The sequence below is a fragment of the Arthrobacter sp. UYCu512 genome (genome assembly GCF_040547075.1).
Lineage (GTDB): Bacteria > Actinomycetota > Actinomycetes > Actinomycetales > Micrococcaceae > Arthrobacter.
The window spans coordinates 149,657-166,758 of sequence record NZ_JBEPPA010000003.1 but is presented as its reverse complement, the minus strand read 5'-3'; the positions used below and the strand labels follow the sequence as shown (position 1 = coordinate 166,758).

The following is a 17,102-nucleotide window of genomic DNA, read 5'->3' as shown; positions in this document are numbered from 1 at the left end:
AACATGACTGAGAACAACGAACTGATCCGTTCCTCCGCCGCGGCGCTCGCCGGCAAACTCGCCGCCCGTGAGGTCTCGGCCGTCGAGGTAACCCAGGCGCACCTGGACCGCATCGCCGCCGTCGACGGCAAGGTCCACGCCTTCCTGCACGTCAACACCGACGAAGCGCTCGCCGTCGCCGCCGAAGTGGACGCGATCCGCGCCGCCGGCGGCGCCGCCGCCGAAGGGCTGCACGCGCTCGCCGGTGTGCCGATCGCCGTCAAGGACCTTATTGTTACGATCGGCCAGCCCACCACGGCCGGCTCCAAGATCCTCGAAGGCTGGCGCAGTCCCTACGACGCCACAGTCGTGGAGCGCCTGCGCGCCGCGAAAATGCCGATCCTGGGCAAAACGAACCTGGACGAATTCGCGATGGGCTCCTCCACCGAGCACTCCGCTTTTGGCCCCACCCACAACCCCTGGGACCTGGACCGGATCCCCGGCGGCTCCGGCGGCGGCTCGGCTGCTGCCGTGGCGGCCTTCGAAGCGCCGCTGGCCCTGGGCACCGACACCGGCGGCTCGATCCGCCAGCCCGGCGCCGTCACCGGCACCGTAGGCGTCAAGCCGACGTACGGCGGGGTGTCCCGCTACGGTGCGATCGCCATGGCGTCCTCGCTGGACCAGATCGGCCCGGTCTCGCGTACCGTACTGGACTCCGCACTGCTGCACCAGGTCATCGGCGGGCACGACCCGCGCGACTCCACCTCGCTGCCGGACCCGCTGGAGGACCTCGTGGCCGCCGCGTCGATCGGCAACGTGACCGGCATGAAGATCGGCATCATCAAGGAACTTCATGGCGAGGGCTACCAGGCCGGCGTCGAAAATCGTTTCAACGAATCCCTCGAGCTGCTCAAGGGCGCCGGCGCGGAAATCGTCGAGGTGTCCTGCCCCAACTTCAAGTACGCCCTCGGCGCCTACTACCTGATCATGCCCTCCGAGGCCTCCTCCAACCTGGCCAAGTTCGACGGCGTCAGGTACGGCCTGCGGGTCCTGCCCGAAGAGGGCCCGATGACGATTGAGCGCGTGATGGCTGCCACCCGTGCCGCCGGCTTCGGCGACGAGGTCAAGCGCCGGATCATCCTGGGTACCTATGCGCTGAGCGCCGGCTACTACGACGCCTACTACGGCTCGGCCCAGAAGGTGCGCACCCTGATCCAGCGCGACTTCGACGCCGCGTTCGCCAAGGCCGACGTGCTGATCTCCCCAACGGCGCCCACCACGGCGTTTAAGCTCGGCGAGAAGCTCAACGACCCGCTGGCGATGTACCTCAACGACGTCGCCACCATCCCCGCCAACATGGCAGGCGTGCCCGGGCTGTCCCTGCCCGGCGGCCTGGCCGACGAGGACGGCCTGCCGGTCGGTGTCCAGTTGCTGGCCCCGGCCCGCCAGGATGCCCGGCTATACCGGGTCGGTGCGGTGCTCGAGTCCCTGCTGGAGGCGCAGTGGGGCGGCCCGCTGCTGGATAAGGCTCCTTCCCTGACGGCCCCATCCCTTAACGACGCTGTCGCGAGCCACGGAGGTTCCCACTAATGACTGACGCAACCCTCAGCTTCGAAGAGGCGATGGAGAAATACGATCCCGTCCTGGGCTTCGAAGTCCATGTGGAGCTCAACACCAAAACGAAGATGTTCTCCTCCGCGCCGAACGTCTTCGGCGACGAGCCCAACACCAACGTCAACGAGGTGGACCTCGGCATGCCCGGCGTGCTGCCCGTGGTAAACAAGGCCGCGATCGAGTCCTCGATCAAGATCGGCCTGGCGCTGAACTGCAAGATCGCCGAGACCTGCCGTTTCGCCCGGAAAAACTACTTTTACCCGGACACCCCGAAGAACTTCCAGACCTCCCAGTACGACGAGCCCATTGCGTACGACGGCTACCTGGACATCGAGCTCGCCGACGGGACGATCTTCCGCGTTGAAATCGAGCGTGCCCACATGGAGGAGGACGCCGGCAAGCTGACCCACATGGGCGGCGCCACCGGCCGCATCCAGGGCGCGGACTACTCGCTCGTGGACTACAACCGCTCCGGGGTGCCGCTGGTGGAGATCGTCACCAAGCCGATCGAGGGTGCCGGGTCCCGCGCCCCCGAACTCGCCAAGGCCTACGTGGCAGCGGTCCGCGAGATCGTCAAGAACCTCGGCGTCTCGGACGCCAAGATGGAGCGCGGCAACGTGCGCTGCGACGCCAACGTCTCGCTGCGCCCGCACGGCCGCGAACGCTTCGGCATCCGCTCCGAGACCAAAAACGTCAACTCGCTGCGCGCCGTCGAACACGCTGTCCGCTACGAGATCCAGCGGCACGCCGCCGTGCTGGACTCCGGCGAGCCCGTCACCCAGGAAACCCGCCACTGGCACGAGGACACCCGCTCCACCACCTCTGGCCGGCCCAAGTCCGACGCCGACGACTACCGCTACTTCCCGGAACCGGACCTGGTGCCGATTGTCGCGTCCCGCGCCTGGGTCGAGGAACTCCGGGCCACGCTGCCCGAGCCGCCGGCCGCCCGCCGTAAGCGCCTGCAGGCCGACTGGGGCTATTCGGACCTGGAGTTCCGCGACGTTGTTAACGCCGGCGTGATGGACGAAATCGAGGAAACCATCGCCGCCGGGGCCACGGCCACTGTGGCCCGCAAGTGGTGGATGGGCGAGATCGTCGGACGCGCCAAGAACGCCGACGTCGATCCCGGCCAGCTCGGCGTGTCACCGGCCACCATCGTGGAACTGAACACGATGGTCGAGGACGGCAAAATCAACAACAAGATGGCCACCGAGGTCCTGGACGGCGTGCTCGCCGGCGAAGGCACCCCGGCGGAGATCGTCGAGCAGCGCGGCCTGGCAGTGGTCTCCGACGACGGCCCGCTCCTGGAAGCCATCGACGCGGCCCTCGCCGCGCAGCCCGGCGTCGCGGACAAGATCCGCGGCGGCAAGATCCAAGCAATTGGTGCGATCGTCGGCGGCGTTATGAAGGCCACCCGCGGCCAGGCCGACGCCGGCCGCGTCCGGGAGCTGATCCTGCAGCGCCTCGGCGTCGAAGGCTAGCGCCCCGCCCAACTGGCTCGCAGTTGTTGTCGTTTTGCCCGCTCAAAACGACCACAACTGCGAGTCAGTTGGGTTATCAGTTGGGTTAACGGACCAGTTCGGTCATGATGGTCTGCAATGCTTCGCAGACGATCATGACCGATCTGCGTTTAAGGTTCTCCGGCCGGGCCAGCACGTCGATCCGCCGCCGGGTGCTGATGCCCTCCAGCGGCCGCAGCACAATCCCCGGGTTCAGGGCAGGCCGGGCGGTGTAGCGGGGAAGCAGCCCGATCACACCCCCGGTCGCCACGAGCGCCGCCACAGTGGAGTAATCGTTGATCCGGTGGACGATGTTCAGCTCCCTGCTGGAGACGGCCGCGAGGGCGGCCAGGACGTCAGCGGGGGAGTAACCCGCGCGGCTCGTCACCCAGGGTTCGCCCACGACGTCGTCCGCGGTCACCCCCGCCTGGCCGGCCAGCCGGTGCCCGGCCGGCAGCGCGACATCCAGCGGCTCGTGCGCGAGCGGGATCACCGCGACGCGCTCCTGGGGCCAGCCCGGGCTGTGGTCCATCCGGTGCGCGAGCACCAGGTCATACCGGGCCGTCAGCGCCGGGAAGTCCTGCTGGGCCACGTCCTCGTCCGTGAGCAGGATCCGCGGTTGCCCCGGCCCGGCCAGGCGCCGGGCGAGCGGGGCGAACAGGGCCTGCCCGGCGCTGTGGAAACCGCTCAGCGTTACCGGCGCCACCGCCGAGCCGTGATAGGCGCCGATAGCAGTCCGGGCATCGGCCATGGCGCTGACGACGGCGGCCCCGGCATCGGCGAGCACCTGCCCGGCCTCGGTCAGGACCAGGTTCCTGCCCTCCTTGCGGGTCAGCGGCACGTCCACGGATTTCTGCAGGGCAGCCAGCTGCTGCGACACCGCCGAGGGTGTAACGAGCAGGGTTTCGGCGACGGCCTTGACGCTCCCGAGGGCCCCGAGTTCGCGGAGCATCTCGAGCTGATGGATTTCCATGCCGCCCAGTATATGCGCAAGGGGAATCTAAATCGTCGATTGAGAAAAGTACGGTTGTGCTAATGCTTTTCACCGGCTCTAATGGGTGAGTTGTCCCACACCCGCTGTCCCAGGCAGCGCACCCAACGTGCCGAACGGCACAGTGAGGAAGGCCCATGAAGGCTCTCTACAAGGCCGGCGCGCACGCAGGATTCGAGCTCGTTGACCGCCCCGAACCGGAGGCCGGCCCCGGGGACGTCAAGATCCGGGTCATGACCACGGGCATCTGCGGCACCGACCTGCACATCCAGTCCTGGGACGCGTGGGCGCAGGGCATCATCAACGCCCCGCTGATCGCCGGCCACGAGTTCTACGGCGAAGTCGTCGAGACCGGCGAGGACGTCCTGGACGTCAAGGTCGGGGACCGGGTGTCCGGTGAAGGCCACATCGTCTGCGGCATCTGCCGCAACTGCCGCGCCGGCCGCAAGCAGATGTGCATCAACACCGTCAGCGTCGGCGTGCAGCGCGACGGCGCGTTCGCCGAGTACGTTGTTATCCCCGAGACCAACGTCTGGGTGCATCAGGACTCCTCCGTGACGCCGGAACTCGGTGCCATCTTCGACCCCTTCGGGAACGCCGTGCACACCGCGCTGAGCTTCCCACTGGTCGGCGAGGACGTGCTGATCACCGGCGCCGGGCCTATCGGATTGATGGCGATCGCCGTCGCCCGCCACGCCGGCGCCCGCAGGATCGCAATCACCGACGTCTCCGCACCGCGGCTGGAACTCGCGCGGACCCTCGGCGTGGACCTCGCCATCGACGTCTCAAAGACGCGGGTCAAGGACGCCCAGCGGGAACTGGGCCTGCGCGAAGGATTCGACATCGGCATGGAAATGTCGGGACACCCCACGGCGTTGCCTGAGATGATCGAGAACATGAACCACGGCGGCAGGATCGCGATGCTGGGACTGCCCAGCCAGTCCATCGACATCGACTGGGGCAAAGTGGTCACGCACATGCTGACCATGAAGGGTATCTACGGCCGGGAAATGTTCGAGACCTGGTACGCCATGAGCGCCATGCTGTCCTCCAACCCGGTCCTGCACGCCAACATCTCCGCCGTTGTCACGGACACCCTTCCCGCCACCGATTGGGACCGGGGATTCGAGATCGCCCGGGCCGGCGTCGGCGGCAAAGTGGTCCTCGACTGGACCTGCTTCTAACCCCCACCGTTTCGGCCCACCGACCCCACCAGCGCAGGAGCCCACACCATGTATTCAGCCATTAAGAACCAGCTGCAGCACGAACTGGAGGAGATCCGCGGCGCCGGCCTGTTCAAGACCGAGCGGCACATTGACTCGCCCCAGGCAAACCACATCAAGGCCGGCCGGATCGGCGGGGCCAGCGCGGACGTGCTGAACTTCTGCGCCAACAACTACCTGGGCCTCGCGGACCACCCCGAAATCATTGCCGCCGCCAAGTCCGCGATGGACGAGCGGGGCTTCGGCATGGCCAGCGTGCGGTTCATCTGCGGCACCCAGGACCTGCACCTGGCCCTGGAGGAACGCGTCTCGGCGTTCCTCGGCACCGAGGACACCATCTTGTTCTCGAGCTGCTTCGACGCCAACGGCGGTGTGTTCGAGTCCCTCTTTGGCCCGGAAGACGCCGTCATCTCCGACGCCCTGAACCACGCCTCGATCATCGACGGCATCCGGCTCTGCAAGGCCCAGCGCTTCCGCTACGCCAACCAGGACATGGCGGACCTCGAATCGAAACTGATCGAGGCCAGCACGCAGGAGAACCCGGCCCGCCGCAAGATCATCGTCACGGACGGCGTCTTTTCGATGGACGGCTTCCTGGCCCCGCTGGAAGCGATCTGCGACCTCGCCGAAAAATACGACGCCATGGTCATGGTGGATGACTCACACGCCGTCGGTTTTATGGGCGCCAGCGGAGCCGGCACGCCGGAACACGCCGGCGTCTCGGACCGCGTGGACATCTACACCGGCACCTTCGGCAAGGCCCTGGGCGGCGCCTCCGGCGGTTACGTCTCCGGCCGCCGCGAAGTCGTCGCCATGCTCCGGCAGAAGGCTCGTCCCTACCTGTTCTCCAACTCGCTGGCCCCGGCCATCGTCGCTGCCACCCTCAAGGCCCTGGACCTCGTGGAGAACTCCGGCGAACTGCGCAGCAAACTCTTTGACAATGCCGCGCTGTTCCGCCGCCGGATGGCCGAGGAAGGCTTTGAGCTGCTCCCGGGGGAGCACGCCATCGTCCCGGTGATGTTCGGGGACGCCGTCCTGGCCGCCAAGATCGCGGACGCGATGCTGGAGCACGGCGTTTTTGTCACGGCGTTCAGCTACCCGGTAGTTCCCAAGGGTGCGGCCCGGATCCGGGTACAGCTCTCCGCGGCGCACAGCGCCGAAGACGTCGAGGCCTGTGTGCAGGCCTTTGTGCGCAGCCGCTCCGCCGTCGCGGGCTAAGCGGCACCGGACCGTAAGCCTGCGGCGCCGGAAACGGCGCCGCAGGCTCTGCGTCTGCGAGGATGGAACCATGTCAGCTAATTACGATGTTGTGATTGTCGGCGGCGGGATCGCCGGCCTGTCCCTTGCCTCAGCTCTCGCCGGGAAGTGCAGCGTCGCGTTGGTGGAAGCCGAGCAGAGCCTGGCTTACCACACCTCGGCACGCTCGGCCCGGCAGCTGATCCCCAGCTACGGCCCGGCAGTTGTCCAGGAGCTTACGGTGCGGACCCTCGCGCTGATCGCCGCCCGGGACGCCGAACTGCCGGAACCGGTGCTCTCGCCCCGCAGCTTTATGCTGATCGGCGACGACGAGGCTGTCCGCGGCGAGTCCAGCGGGCAGATGGTGCCGATTAGCCACGCCGCGGCGATGGAGCTCTGCCCGGCGTTGCTCCCCGGCTCCTTCTCCGCCGCGGGCCTGGACACCGGCTCCTTCGGCTGTGACGCACCCCTGCTGCTCGAGGACCACCGCCGGCGCGCGGCCGCCGGCGGCGTGGACATCATTACCGGCGCAAAGGTCCACTCGGCCCAGCGGCTCGGGTCCGGCTGGGAACTCGGAGCCGGGCAGGAAGGCTTCGCCGCCGCCGTTGTGGTCAATGCCGCGGGCGCGTGGGCGGACGAACTGGCAGTACTCAGCGGGGTCGAGAAAGTCCAGCTGCAGCCGTACCGGCGCACCGCGGCTATCGTCGACGTCGAGCATCCCCTTCCGGAGTCCAGCCCCATGGTGTGCGCGGCCGACAATTCCTTCTACTTCCGCCGGGACGGCGGGCAGGTGCTGATCTCGCCGTCGGAATCGGTGCCCAGCGGCCCCGAGGACGCGCAGCCGCACCCGGGGGACATCGAGGCGCTGAGCGCCCGGCTTAATACCCTGACCACCCTCGGCATCCGCGGTGTCCGCCGGGCCTGGACCGGATTGCGGACGGAGGCGGCCGACGGTGTGCCCGTGGTGGGATTCGACGCCGAAGCCCGGGGCTTTTTCTGGCTGGCCGGGCAGGGCGGCTATGGCTTCCAGACCTCCTCCGGCATCGCCGAGCTGGCCGCGGAACTTATCCTCGCAGGCCAGGGCGCCGGATCCACTGCCGCCGGTCCGGCATCCCGGACAGCGGCGCCGCTGGCGGCGACGCGCTGGTCCATCCGGCACTGAAGAATGGTCTTATGAGCACCCTGATCACAAACATTGCAGAGCTGATGACCCAGGACCGGGACTACCGGGTCCTGAAGGACGCCGCGCTGGTGATCGACGGCGAACGGATCGCCTGGCTGGGCCGGGCGTCCGACGCGCCGGCCGCCGACGGCACCGTCGACGCCGGCGGCCGTGCCCTGCTGCCGGGCTGGGTCGATTCGCACACCCACCTCATCTTTGCGGGTGACCGGACCGCCGAATTCGAGGCCCGGATGGCGGGGGAGAGCTACAGTGCGGGCGGGATCGCCGTAACCACCGGGGCCACCCGCGCCACCGGCGACTTCGACCTCACCCGACTGGCGATGGGCCGGGTAGCCGAAGCTGTTTCGCAGGGCACCACCTATCTTGAAACCAAAACCGGCTACGGCCTGGACGTTGACAACGAGGCCCGGAGCGCGCGGATCGCTTCCACAGTCGTCGACGAGGTCACCTACCTCGGCGCGCACCTTGTCCCCGCGGGGATGGACGCCGAGGAATACACGGAGCTCGTGTGCGGCCCGATGCTCTCCGCCGTCCGGCCGTTTGTGCGCTGGGCCGACGTCTTCTGCGAACGGGGAGCGTTCACCGAGGACCAGTCCCGGCGCGTGCTCCAGGCCTGCCGGGACGCCGGGCTGGGCCTGCGTGTGCACGGCAACCAGCTCGGCGAGGGCCCCGGCGTCAGGCTCGCCGTGGAGTTCGGCGCGGCCAGCGTGGACCACGTCAACTACCTGTCCGCCGCCGACGTCGACGCCCTCGCGGGCAGCTGGTCCGGCTGGGACGGCGGGGACGGCGGCAACGGCGGGAAGCGCCCCGGCACTGGCGCCGGACGCGGGACGGTGGCGACCTGCCTGCCGGCCTGCGACCTGTCCACCCGGCAGCCGTTGGCACCGGGCCGGGAACTGCTTGACGCCGGCGTCCAAATCGCCCTGGCCTCGAACTGCAACCCGGGCACCTCCTATACCAGCTCGATGGCGTTTTGCGTCACCACGGCGGTGCTGCAGATGCGGCTCAGCGTCCATGAGGCCGTGCGCGCCGCCACGTACGGCGGTGCGCTGGCCCTTGGCCGGGAGTCCGGTAACGACGCCGACGGAGAACGCGCCGTCGGTTCGATCGCCGTCGGGCACCGCGCGGACCTCCATCTGCTGAACGCGCCGTCCGCCACCCATCTGGCTTACCGGCCCGGCATCCCGTTGACCCACGCGGTCTGGCGGGCCGGGGTCCGGGCGCACTGACGCCTGCCGCTGCGGCCGCTAGAACACCATCCGCGGAGCGTTCAGCACGGTCTCATCAACACGCCGGGCCTCCCACTGGCTGAACGGTTTGTCGAGTTCATACTTTTTCTCTGCGGTGCGGTACAGGGTACGGACCTCGGCGTTGTCCGGGTTGTTGAGTGATTCGAAGTACTCCACGGACCAGTGGAACCAGCGCATGCAGAACAGCCGCATGGTCAGCCCGTGGGTCACAAACAGCGCATTGGGGGCGTAGCTGGGTTTGGACCAGTGCCGGTACAGCGTTTCCATAAATGAGGAGATCCGGTCATAGACATCGGAGCCGGATTCGCCTTCGCGGAAGCGGTAGAAGAAGTGGCCGTAGGCGTTGCGGAGTTCCTTCTGGTCTTCGATCTCACCGGCGATCTGGAAGTTGGCCCAGTCCTGCTCACGCAGGCGCGGCTCCTCGATCACGCGTTCAACCAGCGCGCCGAGGTTCATCGCCTCCAGGGTCTGATAGGCGCGCAGGTACGGGGAGACGTAGACGCAGGCCGGCTGCCCGTCCAGCAGCCGCCGTACCCGTTCGCCGGCTGCCCGTGCCTGGTCGATGCCAAGCCCGGTCAGCGGGATCCGGTAGTCGGGCACCCGGTTGTAGATCGAGGTGTCGGCATTGGCGGCGGACTGGCCGTGCCGGATCATGATGATTTTCCCGGGCGCACTCATAAACCCCAAGCATAGGCGTGACGACCGGGAAAAACCGGGCAAGATAGGACCATGCTGGTTCCCTCCCGCCGTCGCCTGCGGCTAGAAGTCTGGATCGTCCTGGGCCTGTCCCTGGGCCAATCCGCCGTGTACTCGGTCGTTCAGCTGCTGGACAAGCTGACCCGGGGGCCGCTGGCGGAGGGGACTTCCACCCTGAACCGCTCCCAAAGCAGCCGCGAATACTTTGACCTGAGCTACCAGCTGCTGGACATTGTCTTCGCGCTGGTACCGGTGGTCCTGGTGTTCTATTTCCTCACCGAACACCGGGTGTCCGGTGCGGCCGGCAGCGGGGCCACGGCGTTCGGGAAACTGGGATTCACGTTTGCCCGCCCGGGCAGGGACCTGATCCAGGGCCTCGGGCTGGCGGCCCTGATCGGTGTACCTTCCCTGGGCCTGTACGCTGCGGGCCGGGCGCTGGGGATCACCACGGCGATTATCCCCAGTGCCCTTGATTCCTACTGGTGGACGGTGCCGGTGCTCATCCTCTCCGCGGTCCGGCACGGGATCGTGGAGGAAGTGATTGTGGTGGGCTACCTGCTGGACCGGCTCGGCAAGTTCGGCTGGAGCCTGCCGCTGGCCATCTTCGCCAGTTCCATGCTGCGCGGAAGCTACCACTTGTACCAGGGCTTCGGCCCGTTCATCGGCAACGCGATCATGGGCGTCGTTTTTGCACTGGTGTACACCCGAACGCGGCGCGTGATGCCGCTGGTGATCGCCCACGCGCTGCTGGACACCGTGGCCTTCGTCGGCTTCAGCCTCTTTGGCAAGGCCATCGGCCTGGGCTGAGCCGCCGGAGGGGTTCTGCGCGGAGGGGATCTGCGGGGCACGGCTGCGGCGGCCCATACGTGCTTTAAGAAATTCGGCCACCATCGGTGGGTGACGTCGTTGACACCCGCTGATGGCGGCCGAAGTGCGGGGCGGTGAAGCCTCAGATCGTGACGGCTCCGGAGGCCGTCTCAAACGTGACGGAGAGGATGCCGGGTGTCCCGCGCGGAGCAATCCAGTGCACGGCCACGTCTTCGAGCGGCTTCTCCACCGGGACGCCGAGCCATTCGGTGACGCGCTCGGCCGAACCGGCAATCGTGAGGGCGGACATTTTGACGTTGCCCTCGTAGGCCTTCGACGGGTGGAGTTCCGGATCGCCTTCCCATTTGAGCATGTACGGGACCTGGGGATCGGCGATGAGCCCAAGGATGCCAATCTGCTTCCAGACCAGCTCCCGGCCGTCCGGGAACTTGCGGTTGCCGTTGACGGCGGCGCGGCCGAGCCGGACTTCGAACGGGGCGAGGTCGTCGACCTCCACACACCAGCCCATCCAGCCGCCGCCGGCTTCGGAGCGGGCGCGGACGGCCTGGCCGAAGGGGGCCTTGTCGGAGGCCGGGTGGTTCAGGACCTCCACCACCTCGAGGTACTTGTGTCCCGCTAGCGGGATGATCATGTTGCGGGTCCCGAATCGGGGGTGTACTCCGCCCTTCACGGCTTCCACGCCGAGGGCAGACGCAATTCGTTCGGTGGTGGCAGCGAGGCCATCTTGTTCACAGGCGTAAGAGACGTGATCCATGCGCATGCCATCATCTTGGCACTTTGTGATGCGCCTCTCAGCTTAGGGTACCCTTACTGGCAGTTGGGGTCGGATCCGGACTGTTCCGGCCACACTCTCGGCAGCACACTTGGCAGCACACGTGGCCGCATTGGCATGGCATCAGCAGCGCCGCGGCCGGGCCAGCTTCATCTTTGTCATAAAGCTATCCACCGCCTGCAACCGGTTCCTAGACTGGGGTGAGGTCATGAGTGCCAGCGCACAGCCCCGGCTTGCTGGCCGGCAACCCTCGTATCGCGGTGGGGTGCCCCGGGTGAGGACCTGGCCGTCCGGCGCCCGCCGGGAGGCAAGCGCGGCGCCAGCACGGGCCCGGGCCACGGTGCCCAGGCTCAGGCTGTGCCCGCTCCCCTAAGGAGTGTCCCGATGTCAAGTGCCTGGTCCTTCGAAACCCGTCAGATCCATGCCGGCCAGGAGCCCGACAGCGCCACCGGCGCCCGCTCGCTGCCGATTTACCAGACGACGTCGTTTGTGTTCCCCAGCGCCGAGAGTGCCGCGAACCGCTTTGCCCTGGCGGAGCTGGCCCCCATTTACACCAGGATCGGCAACCCCACCCAGGATGCCGTGGAGCAGCGGGTTGCCAGCCTGGAAGGCGGACTCGCGGCTCTGCTGCTGAGCTCCGGACAGGCGGCGGAGACCCTGGCCATCCTGAATGTCGCCGAAGCCGGAGACCACGTGGTGGCAAGTCCCAGCCTTTACGGCGGTACTTACAACCTGCTGGCGCACACACTGAAGAAGTTTGGCATTTCCGTGACCTTCGTGGCGGACCCGGACAACCTGGCACAGTGGTGTGACGCCGTGCAGCCCAATACCAAGCTCTTTTTTGGCGAAGTGGTCTCCAACCCGCGCCAGGACGTGCTGGATCTTGAGGGCATCTCCCAGGTGGCCCACGCGGCCGGTGTCCCGCTGATCGTAGACAACACCCTCTCCACGCCGTACCTTATCCGGCCGATCGAGTGGGGTGCGGACATTGTGGTGCATTCGGCCACCAAGTACCTCGGCGGCCATGGAACGGCGATCGCGGGCGTGATAGTGGACTCGGGCAATTTCGACTTCGGCAAGGACCCGGAACGGTTCCCCGGCTTCAACACCCCGGATCCCAGCTATAACGGGCTGGTCTACGCCCGGGACCTCGGCGTGGACGGTGCCCTCGGCGCGAACCTCTCCTATATCCTCAAGGCGCGCGTGCAGTTGTTGCGCGACCTGGGCTCTGCGGTGTCCCCGTTCAACGCCTTCCTTATCGCCCAAGGCATCGAGACCCTTAGCCTGCGGATGGAGCGGCACGTTGCCAACGCCGGCCGGGTCGCCGAATGGCTGGAGGCCAGGGACGACGTCGAATCCGTCGCCTATGCCGGCCTGCCGTCCAGCCCTTGGTTCGAGCGCGGCCGCAAGTACGGACCGAAGGGGACCGGCGCCGTTGTCTCCTTTAACATCGCCGGCGGAGCCGAGGCCGGCAAGAGCTTTGTGGACGCCCTTGAATTGCACTCGCACGTCGCTAATATCGGCGATGTGCGCTCGCTGGTCATTCACCCGGCGTCGACGACACACAGCCAACTCTCGCCGGAGCAGCAGGTCGTTGCCGGGGTGAACCCCGGCCTGGTGCGGCTCTCCGTCGGCCTGGAGCACATCGACGACATCCTCGCCGACCTGGATGCCGGTTTCCGCGCCGCCAAGACCGTCTGACCAACCGTTCCCCGGGGGGAAGTCACACGGGCGTCACATTCTTCGCCACCGGGCGGCCGCATTTCGTACACTCAGGGGAGGTCATGAGTGCCAGCGACAGCCCCGGCTTGCTGGCCGGCAACCCTCCATTTGCGGCGGGGTGCCCCGGGTGAAGACCTGGCCTGCCGGTGAGCTGCCGGCGGGCAAGCGCGAAGTTAGGTCCTCACATGACGATTGCCGCCACCCGCCAGGGTGAATCCGCAAGCAAGACCTCCCATTCCCATGCCCCGGACCCCGGCGGCAGCGTCGCCGCGGACGGCGCGGCTGTGCCGGACGGAACCGTCCGGTACCTCCGGATCGGTGACCTGGTTCTCGAATCCGGCGCCCGGCTGCCGGACGCCACCCTCGGCTACGAAACATGGGGGACCCTCAACGCCGAACGCTCCAATGCCGTGCTGATCGAGCACGCGTTGACGGGGGACACCCACGTCACGCGCGGCGCCAGTGCGGAGCCGGGCTGGTGGGAGCAGCTCGCGGGCCCGGGCGCCCCGGTGGACACGGGGAAGTACTTTGTCGTTTCGATCAATATCCTGGGCGGCTGCTACGGCTCCACCGGACCCTCGTCGACGGCACCCGACGGGAAGCCCTGGGGCTCACGGTTCCCGCTGGTCACGCTGCGCGATACCACCGACGCCGAGGCCCGGCTCGCGGACGCGCTGGGAATCCGGAGCTGGTACGCCGTGCTCGGCGGTTCCCTGGGCGGGGCGCGTGCCCTCGAATGGGCCGTCAGCTACCCGGACCGGGTCCGGCGCTGCGGGGTTATTTCAATCGGAGCCAGCAGCACCGCCGAGCAGATTGCCTTCGCCCAGGCGCAAACACTCGCCATCCGGCAGGACCCCAACTTCAACGGCGGGGATTACTACGGCGGTCCCGGGCCGGAGGCGGGACTGGCCCTGGCCCGGCGGATAGCGCATATCACCTACCGTTCGGCCGCAGAGCTGGATGGACGGTTCGGCCGGAACGCCCAGGACTCCGAGGCTCCGCTGCGTGCCGGGTCACTCGCCGGGCGCGGGCGTTACCAGGTGGAGAGCTACCTGGACCACCAGGGCAACAAGCTGGTCCGCCGCTTCGATGCGAACAGCTACATCGCCATCACCGAGGCGCTGATGAGCCATGACGTCTGCCGGGGCCGCGGCGCGCTGACGGAGGCGCTGGCCCCTGCGACGGCGGCTTTCCTTGTGGCGGCCGTCGACTCGGACCGGCTGTACTTCCCGGAACAGTCCCGGGCGCTCGCGGCTGCCCTGCCGGGCAACGTTGCGGTGCACACCATCGAGGCGCCCATCGGCCACGACGGCTTCCTGACTGAGATTGGGCAGCTCAACACCCAGCTCCGACAGCACTTCTTCGGGTAGTCCAGCAGCCAAAAGCCGCCGCGGGTGTGCACTTTTGCAGATGCGCTCTGCACTAATGGCCGTTGAGGCCCGGGCCGGAACCGGACATACTCGTGGGGAATGGCGCCGCGTGTCTCACCTCACAGGCGCTCTCCTCCCAATGGTCCACGAGGCGTCGAAGACGATGCCAAAGGAGTCGAAATGAGCACGGAAAACGCGGCCGCACGGCGCGCAGAAGAGCCCGACGTCAAGACGTCCGGCCTCAAAAAAGTAGTCGCGGCCTCCATGGCCGGCACTGTCGTCGAGTGGTACGAGTTTTTCCTCTACGCCTCCGCGGCGACCCTCGTCTTCGGCAAGACCTTCTTCCCCAACTCCGGCTCGGAGCTGGACGGTATCATCGCGGCTTTCCTCACCTATGCAGTTGGCTTCGTTGCCCGCCCCATCGGCGGCATCGTGTTTGGGCACTTCGGCGACAAGTTCGGCCGCAAGCAGCTGCTCCAGCTCAGCATCATCCTGGTCGGAGTTGCCACCTTCCTGATGGGCTGCCTGCCGACCTTCCAGCAGATCGGCTACTGGGCTCCGGCCCTCCTGGTGTTCCTGCGGTTCGCCCAGGGCTTCGCCGTCGGCGGTGAATGGGGCGGCGCAGTCCTCCTCGTCGCGGAGCACAGCCCGAACAAATCCCGCGGCTTCTGGGCCAGCTGGCCGCAGTCCGCAGTTCCGCTGGGCAACCTGCTGGCCACTGCGGTGCTGTTCATCCTCTCCTCGACGCTGTCCTCCGCGGACTTCCTCAGCTGGGGCTGGCGCGTGGCCTTCTGGCTCTCCGCGGTGATTGTGCTGATCGGCTACTACATCCGGACCAAGGTCACCGACGCCCCCATCTTCCTGGAGGCCCAGAAGGAAGTCACCGTTGAGAAGAAGGGCTACGGCGTGGGCGAAGTCTTCCGCCGGTACCCGCGCGGTGTGTTCACCGCCATGGGCCTGCGCTTCGCGGAGAATATCCTCTACTACCTGGTAGTCACCTTCTCGATCACGTACCTGAAGGTGGTTGTCCAGACTGACACCTCACGGATCCTGCTGCTGCTGCTCGTCGCACACGCTGTCCACTTCGCCGTGGTTCCGATGGTCGGCCGCCTGTCGGACCGCCTCGGCCGCAAACCGGTCTACATGGCCGGCGCCGTCCTGGGCGGCACCTGGGGCTTCTTCGCCTTCCCGATGATGGACACCAAAAACGACATCATCATCCTTGCTGCCATCACCATCGGCTTGCTCTTCCACGCACTGATGTATGCCGGCCAGCCGGCAATTATGGCCGAGATGTTCCCGACCCGGATGCGCTACTCGGGTGTCTCGCTCGGCTACCAGGTCACCTCGATCGTGGCCGGATCGATGGCTCCGATCATCGCAGCCTCGCTGCTGAGCACGTTCAAGTCCTCCACCCCGGTGGCCATCTACCTGCTCGGTGCCTGCCTGGTCACGATGGTGGCGGTGTACTTCCTCAAGGAAACCCGCGGCATCTCGCTCCACGACGTCGACGCCGCCGACGCCCGGGGCACCGCCGACCTCCTCGCCGCGGGCAAGAACTAACAGGCAGGAAGTAACTGCAAGAAGTACCTGCAACAAAATACCTGCAACGAAATAGCAGCAACAACAATGGCCCTTGTCCCCGCGGTGCGGGGACAAGGGCCGTTGTTGTTGGCCGCCGGGCTCAGCCCAGCAGGACATCCTGGCGCTCGGAGATCTCGGTCCGGACGGCCGCCAGGACGGCCTGCACCGGCGCGGAGCGCAACGATTCCGCGCGGGCCACCGCCCAGATCGGAAGTTGGCGCTGGAAGTCCGCCGGCAGGACCGGCACAAAGTCGGGGTCGCCGACCGCCAGGAAGTTCGGCAACAGCCCGATGCCCGCACCCCGGCGGACCGCCTCCAGCTGGGCAAAGATGCTGGTGGCCTGGAAGCTGGACCGCGGGACGGGAAGCTGGGTGGAACGGTGGCCAAGTTCGGCGACCTGCAGCGCCGATTCGACGTAGGACACAAAACCATGCTGCCGGACGTCGTCGAGCGTCACCGGAAGTCCGCGGTCCCGGGCGTACTGCGGGCTGGCGTACAGCCGGAGAAAGTAGTTGGCCAGGAAAATGGGCTGCGCATTGCTGACGTCGAGGTTGCCGACCACCACCTCCAGGTCCACGCCGGAGCGGTTCCGGCTGACCTTGCGCGTGGCGCTGAGCATTTCAACGTTCAGCAGCGGATGCTGACGTTGCATCCGGACAAGCGCCGGTGCAACGAATTCTGCCCCGAAGCCGTCGGGTGTGCTGACCCGGACCAGGCCCGAGAGTACGTCTTCGGACTGCGCGATGCGGTTTGTGAGCGCACCGAGGGTGCCCTCGATCGCCTCGGCGGCGGCCACGGCCTCGTTGCCAAGGTCCGTCAGTTCCCAGCCGTGCGGACTCCGCTCCAGGGTGCGCCCGCCCAGCTGTTTGTCCAGCGCCAGGATGCGGCGGGAGATGGTTGTGTGGGTTGTGCCGAGGGTCTCTGCCACCGCGTTGAACCGGCCCAGCCGGGCTACCGTCAGCAGGATCAGCAGATCGTCCGGGCTCGGCAGCCGCCTCACATCCATGGGTCTCCCTCGCAACTAAGCATGTGCATCCGTGCACATAGCATCTGTGGTTTTTTCCCTTGATTGCACTGTAGCAGGGGTGTGATGCTTAATACTGAGCATCCGGCCACTGCCGGAATCCGGGCGCTGCGTTTGACGGCGCGCACGGG

14 protein-coding genes and 2 riboswitches are annotated in these 17,102 nt (G+C 67.2%); of the genes, 10 read left to right on the top strand and 4 right to left on the bottom strand.

Going from position 1 to position 17,102, the window contains the following annotated elements:
* Positions 1-3 precede the first annotated feature (3 nt).
* Together gatA and gatB are read left to right on the top strand one after the other, a co-directional pair.
* Positions 4-1,569: an Asp-tRNA(Asn)/Glu-tRNA(Gln) amidotransferase subunit GatA gene (gene gatA / locus ABIB49_RS04775; protein WP_226774632.1), complete on the top strand. Its 1,566-nt coding sequence runs from the start codon at positions 4-6 to the stop codon at positions 1,567-1,569.
* Positions 1,569-3,074, top strand: coding sequence for an Asp-tRNA(Asn)/Glu-tRNA(Gln) amidotransferase subunit GatB (gatB, locus tag ABIB49_RS04770; protein WP_354156768.1), 1,506 nt, complete (start codon positions 1,569-1,571; stop codon positions 3,072-3,074). The genes gatA and gatB overlap by 1 nt, the downstream gene beginning before the upstream one ends.
* Positions 3,075-3,159: 85 nt before the next feature.
* Here the strand turns inward: gatB and ABIB49_RS04765 are convergent, their stop codons facing one another.
* On the bottom strand, positions 3,160-4,065 hold the full coding sequence (locus ABIB49_RS04765; RefSeq protein ID WP_354156767.1) for a LysR family transcriptional regulator: 906 nt from the start codon (positions 4,063-4,065) through the stop codon (positions 3,160-3,162).
* A 155-nt stretch (positions 4,066-4,220) separates the two neighbouring features.
* On the opposite strand from ABIB49_RS04765, the gene tdh reads away from it, so the two are divergent.
* From tdh to ABIB49_RS04745, 4 genes are all read left to right on the top strand, one after another.
* The gene (gene tdh, locus ABIB49_RS04760; protein ID WP_282359272.1) at positions 4,221-5,267 is read left to right on the top strand and encodes an L-threonine 3-dehydrogenase; all 1,047 of its coding nucleotides are present in this window, start codon (positions 4,221-4,223) and stop codon (positions 5,265-5,267) included.
* Positions 5,268-5,315: 48 nt separating this feature from the next.
* Positions 5,316-6,524, top strand: coding sequence for a glycine C-acetyltransferase (locus ABIB49_RS04755; protein ID WP_354156766.1), 1,209 nt, complete (start codon positions 5,316-5,318; stop codon positions 6,522-6,524).
* 70 nt (positions 6,525-6,594) lie between these two features.
* Entirely contained in the window at positions 6,595-7,704 is a 1,110-nt protein-coding gene (locus ABIB49_RS04750; RefSeq protein ID WP_354156765.1) for an NAD(P)/FAD-dependent oxidoreductase, read from the top strand.
* 11 nt (positions 7,705-7,715) lie between these two features.
* Positions 7,716-8,954, top strand: coding sequence for an amidohydrolase family protein (locus ABIB49_RS04745; protein ID WP_354156764.1), 1,239 nt, complete (start codon positions 7,716-7,718; stop codon positions 8,952-8,954).
* Between the two features lie 18 nt (positions 8,955-8,972).
* On the opposite strand, the gene ABIB49_RS04740 is transcribed toward ABIB49_RS04745, so the two are convergent.
* The gene (locus tag ABIB49_RS04740; protein ID WP_226774625.1) at positions 8,973-9,653 is read right to left on the bottom strand and encodes a histidine phosphatase family protein; all 681 of its coding nucleotides are present in this window, start codon (positions 9,651-9,653) and stop codon (positions 8,973-8,975) included.
* A 51-nt stretch (positions 9,654-9,704) separates the two neighbouring features.
* Here ABIB49_RS04740 and ABIB49_RS04735 point away from each other — a divergent pair, with 51 nt between their 5' ends.
* Entirely contained in the window at positions 9,705-10,478 is a 774-nt protein-coding gene (locus tag ABIB49_RS04735; protein WP_226774624.1) for a CPBP family intramembrane glutamic endopeptidase, read from the top strand.
* A 142-nt stretch (positions 10,479-10,620) separates the two neighbouring features.
* On the opposite strand, the gene ABIB49_RS04730 is transcribed toward ABIB49_RS04735, so the two are convergent.
* On the bottom strand, positions 10,621-11,259 hold the full coding sequence (locus ABIB49_RS04730; protein WP_226774623.1) for a VOC family protein: 639 nt from the start codon (positions 11,257-11,259) through the stop codon (positions 10,621-10,623).
* A 216-nt stretch (positions 11,260-11,475) separates the two neighbouring features.
* Positions 11,476-11,591, top strand: a riboswitch (SAM riboswitch).
* Positions 11,592-11,655: 64 nt separating this feature from the next.
* On the opposite strand from ABIB49_RS04730, the gene ABIB49_RS04725 reads away from it, so the two are divergent.
* The 3 genes from ABIB49_RS04725 to ABIB49_RS04715 all read left to right on the top strand — a co-directional run bounded on the left by ABIB49_RS04725 (position 11,656) and on the right by ABIB49_RS04715 (position 15,926).
* Positions 11,656-12,972 carry a bifunctional o-acetylhomoserine/o-acetylserine sulfhydrylase gene (locus ABIB49_RS04725; protein ID WP_354156763.1) on the top strand — a complete coding sequence of 439 codons (1,317 nt, stop codon included), beginning with the start codon at positions 11,656-11,658 and terminating at the stop codon, positions 12,970-12,972.
* 79 nt (positions 12,973-13,051) lie between these two features.
* A riboswitch (SAM riboswitch) is annotated at positions 13,052-13,167 on the top strand.
* A gap of 11 nt (positions 13,168-13,178) precedes the next feature.
* Complete coding sequence (gene metX, locus ABIB49_RS04720) at positions 13,179-14,363, top strand: homoserine O-acetyltransferase MetX (protein WP_354156762.1); 1,185 nt, start codon at positions 13,179-13,181, stop codon at positions 14,361-14,363.
* Between the two features lie 180 nt (positions 14,364-14,543).
* Positions 14,544-15,926: an MFS transporter gene (locus ABIB49_RS04715; protein WP_282359282.1), complete on the top strand. Its 1,383-nt coding sequence runs from the start codon at positions 14,544-14,546 to the stop codon at positions 15,924-15,926.
* A gap of 121 nt (positions 15,927-16,047) precedes the next feature.
* Here ABIB49_RS04715 and ABIB49_RS04710 read toward each other — a convergent pair whose 3' ends face one another.
* Positions 16,048-16,953 carry a LysR family transcriptional regulator gene (locus ABIB49_RS04710; RefSeq protein WP_354156761.1) on the bottom strand — a complete coding sequence of 302 codons (906 nt, stop codon included), beginning with the start codon at positions 16,951-16,953 and terminating at the stop codon, positions 16,048-16,050.
* Positions 16,954-17,102 lie beyond the last annotated feature (149 nt).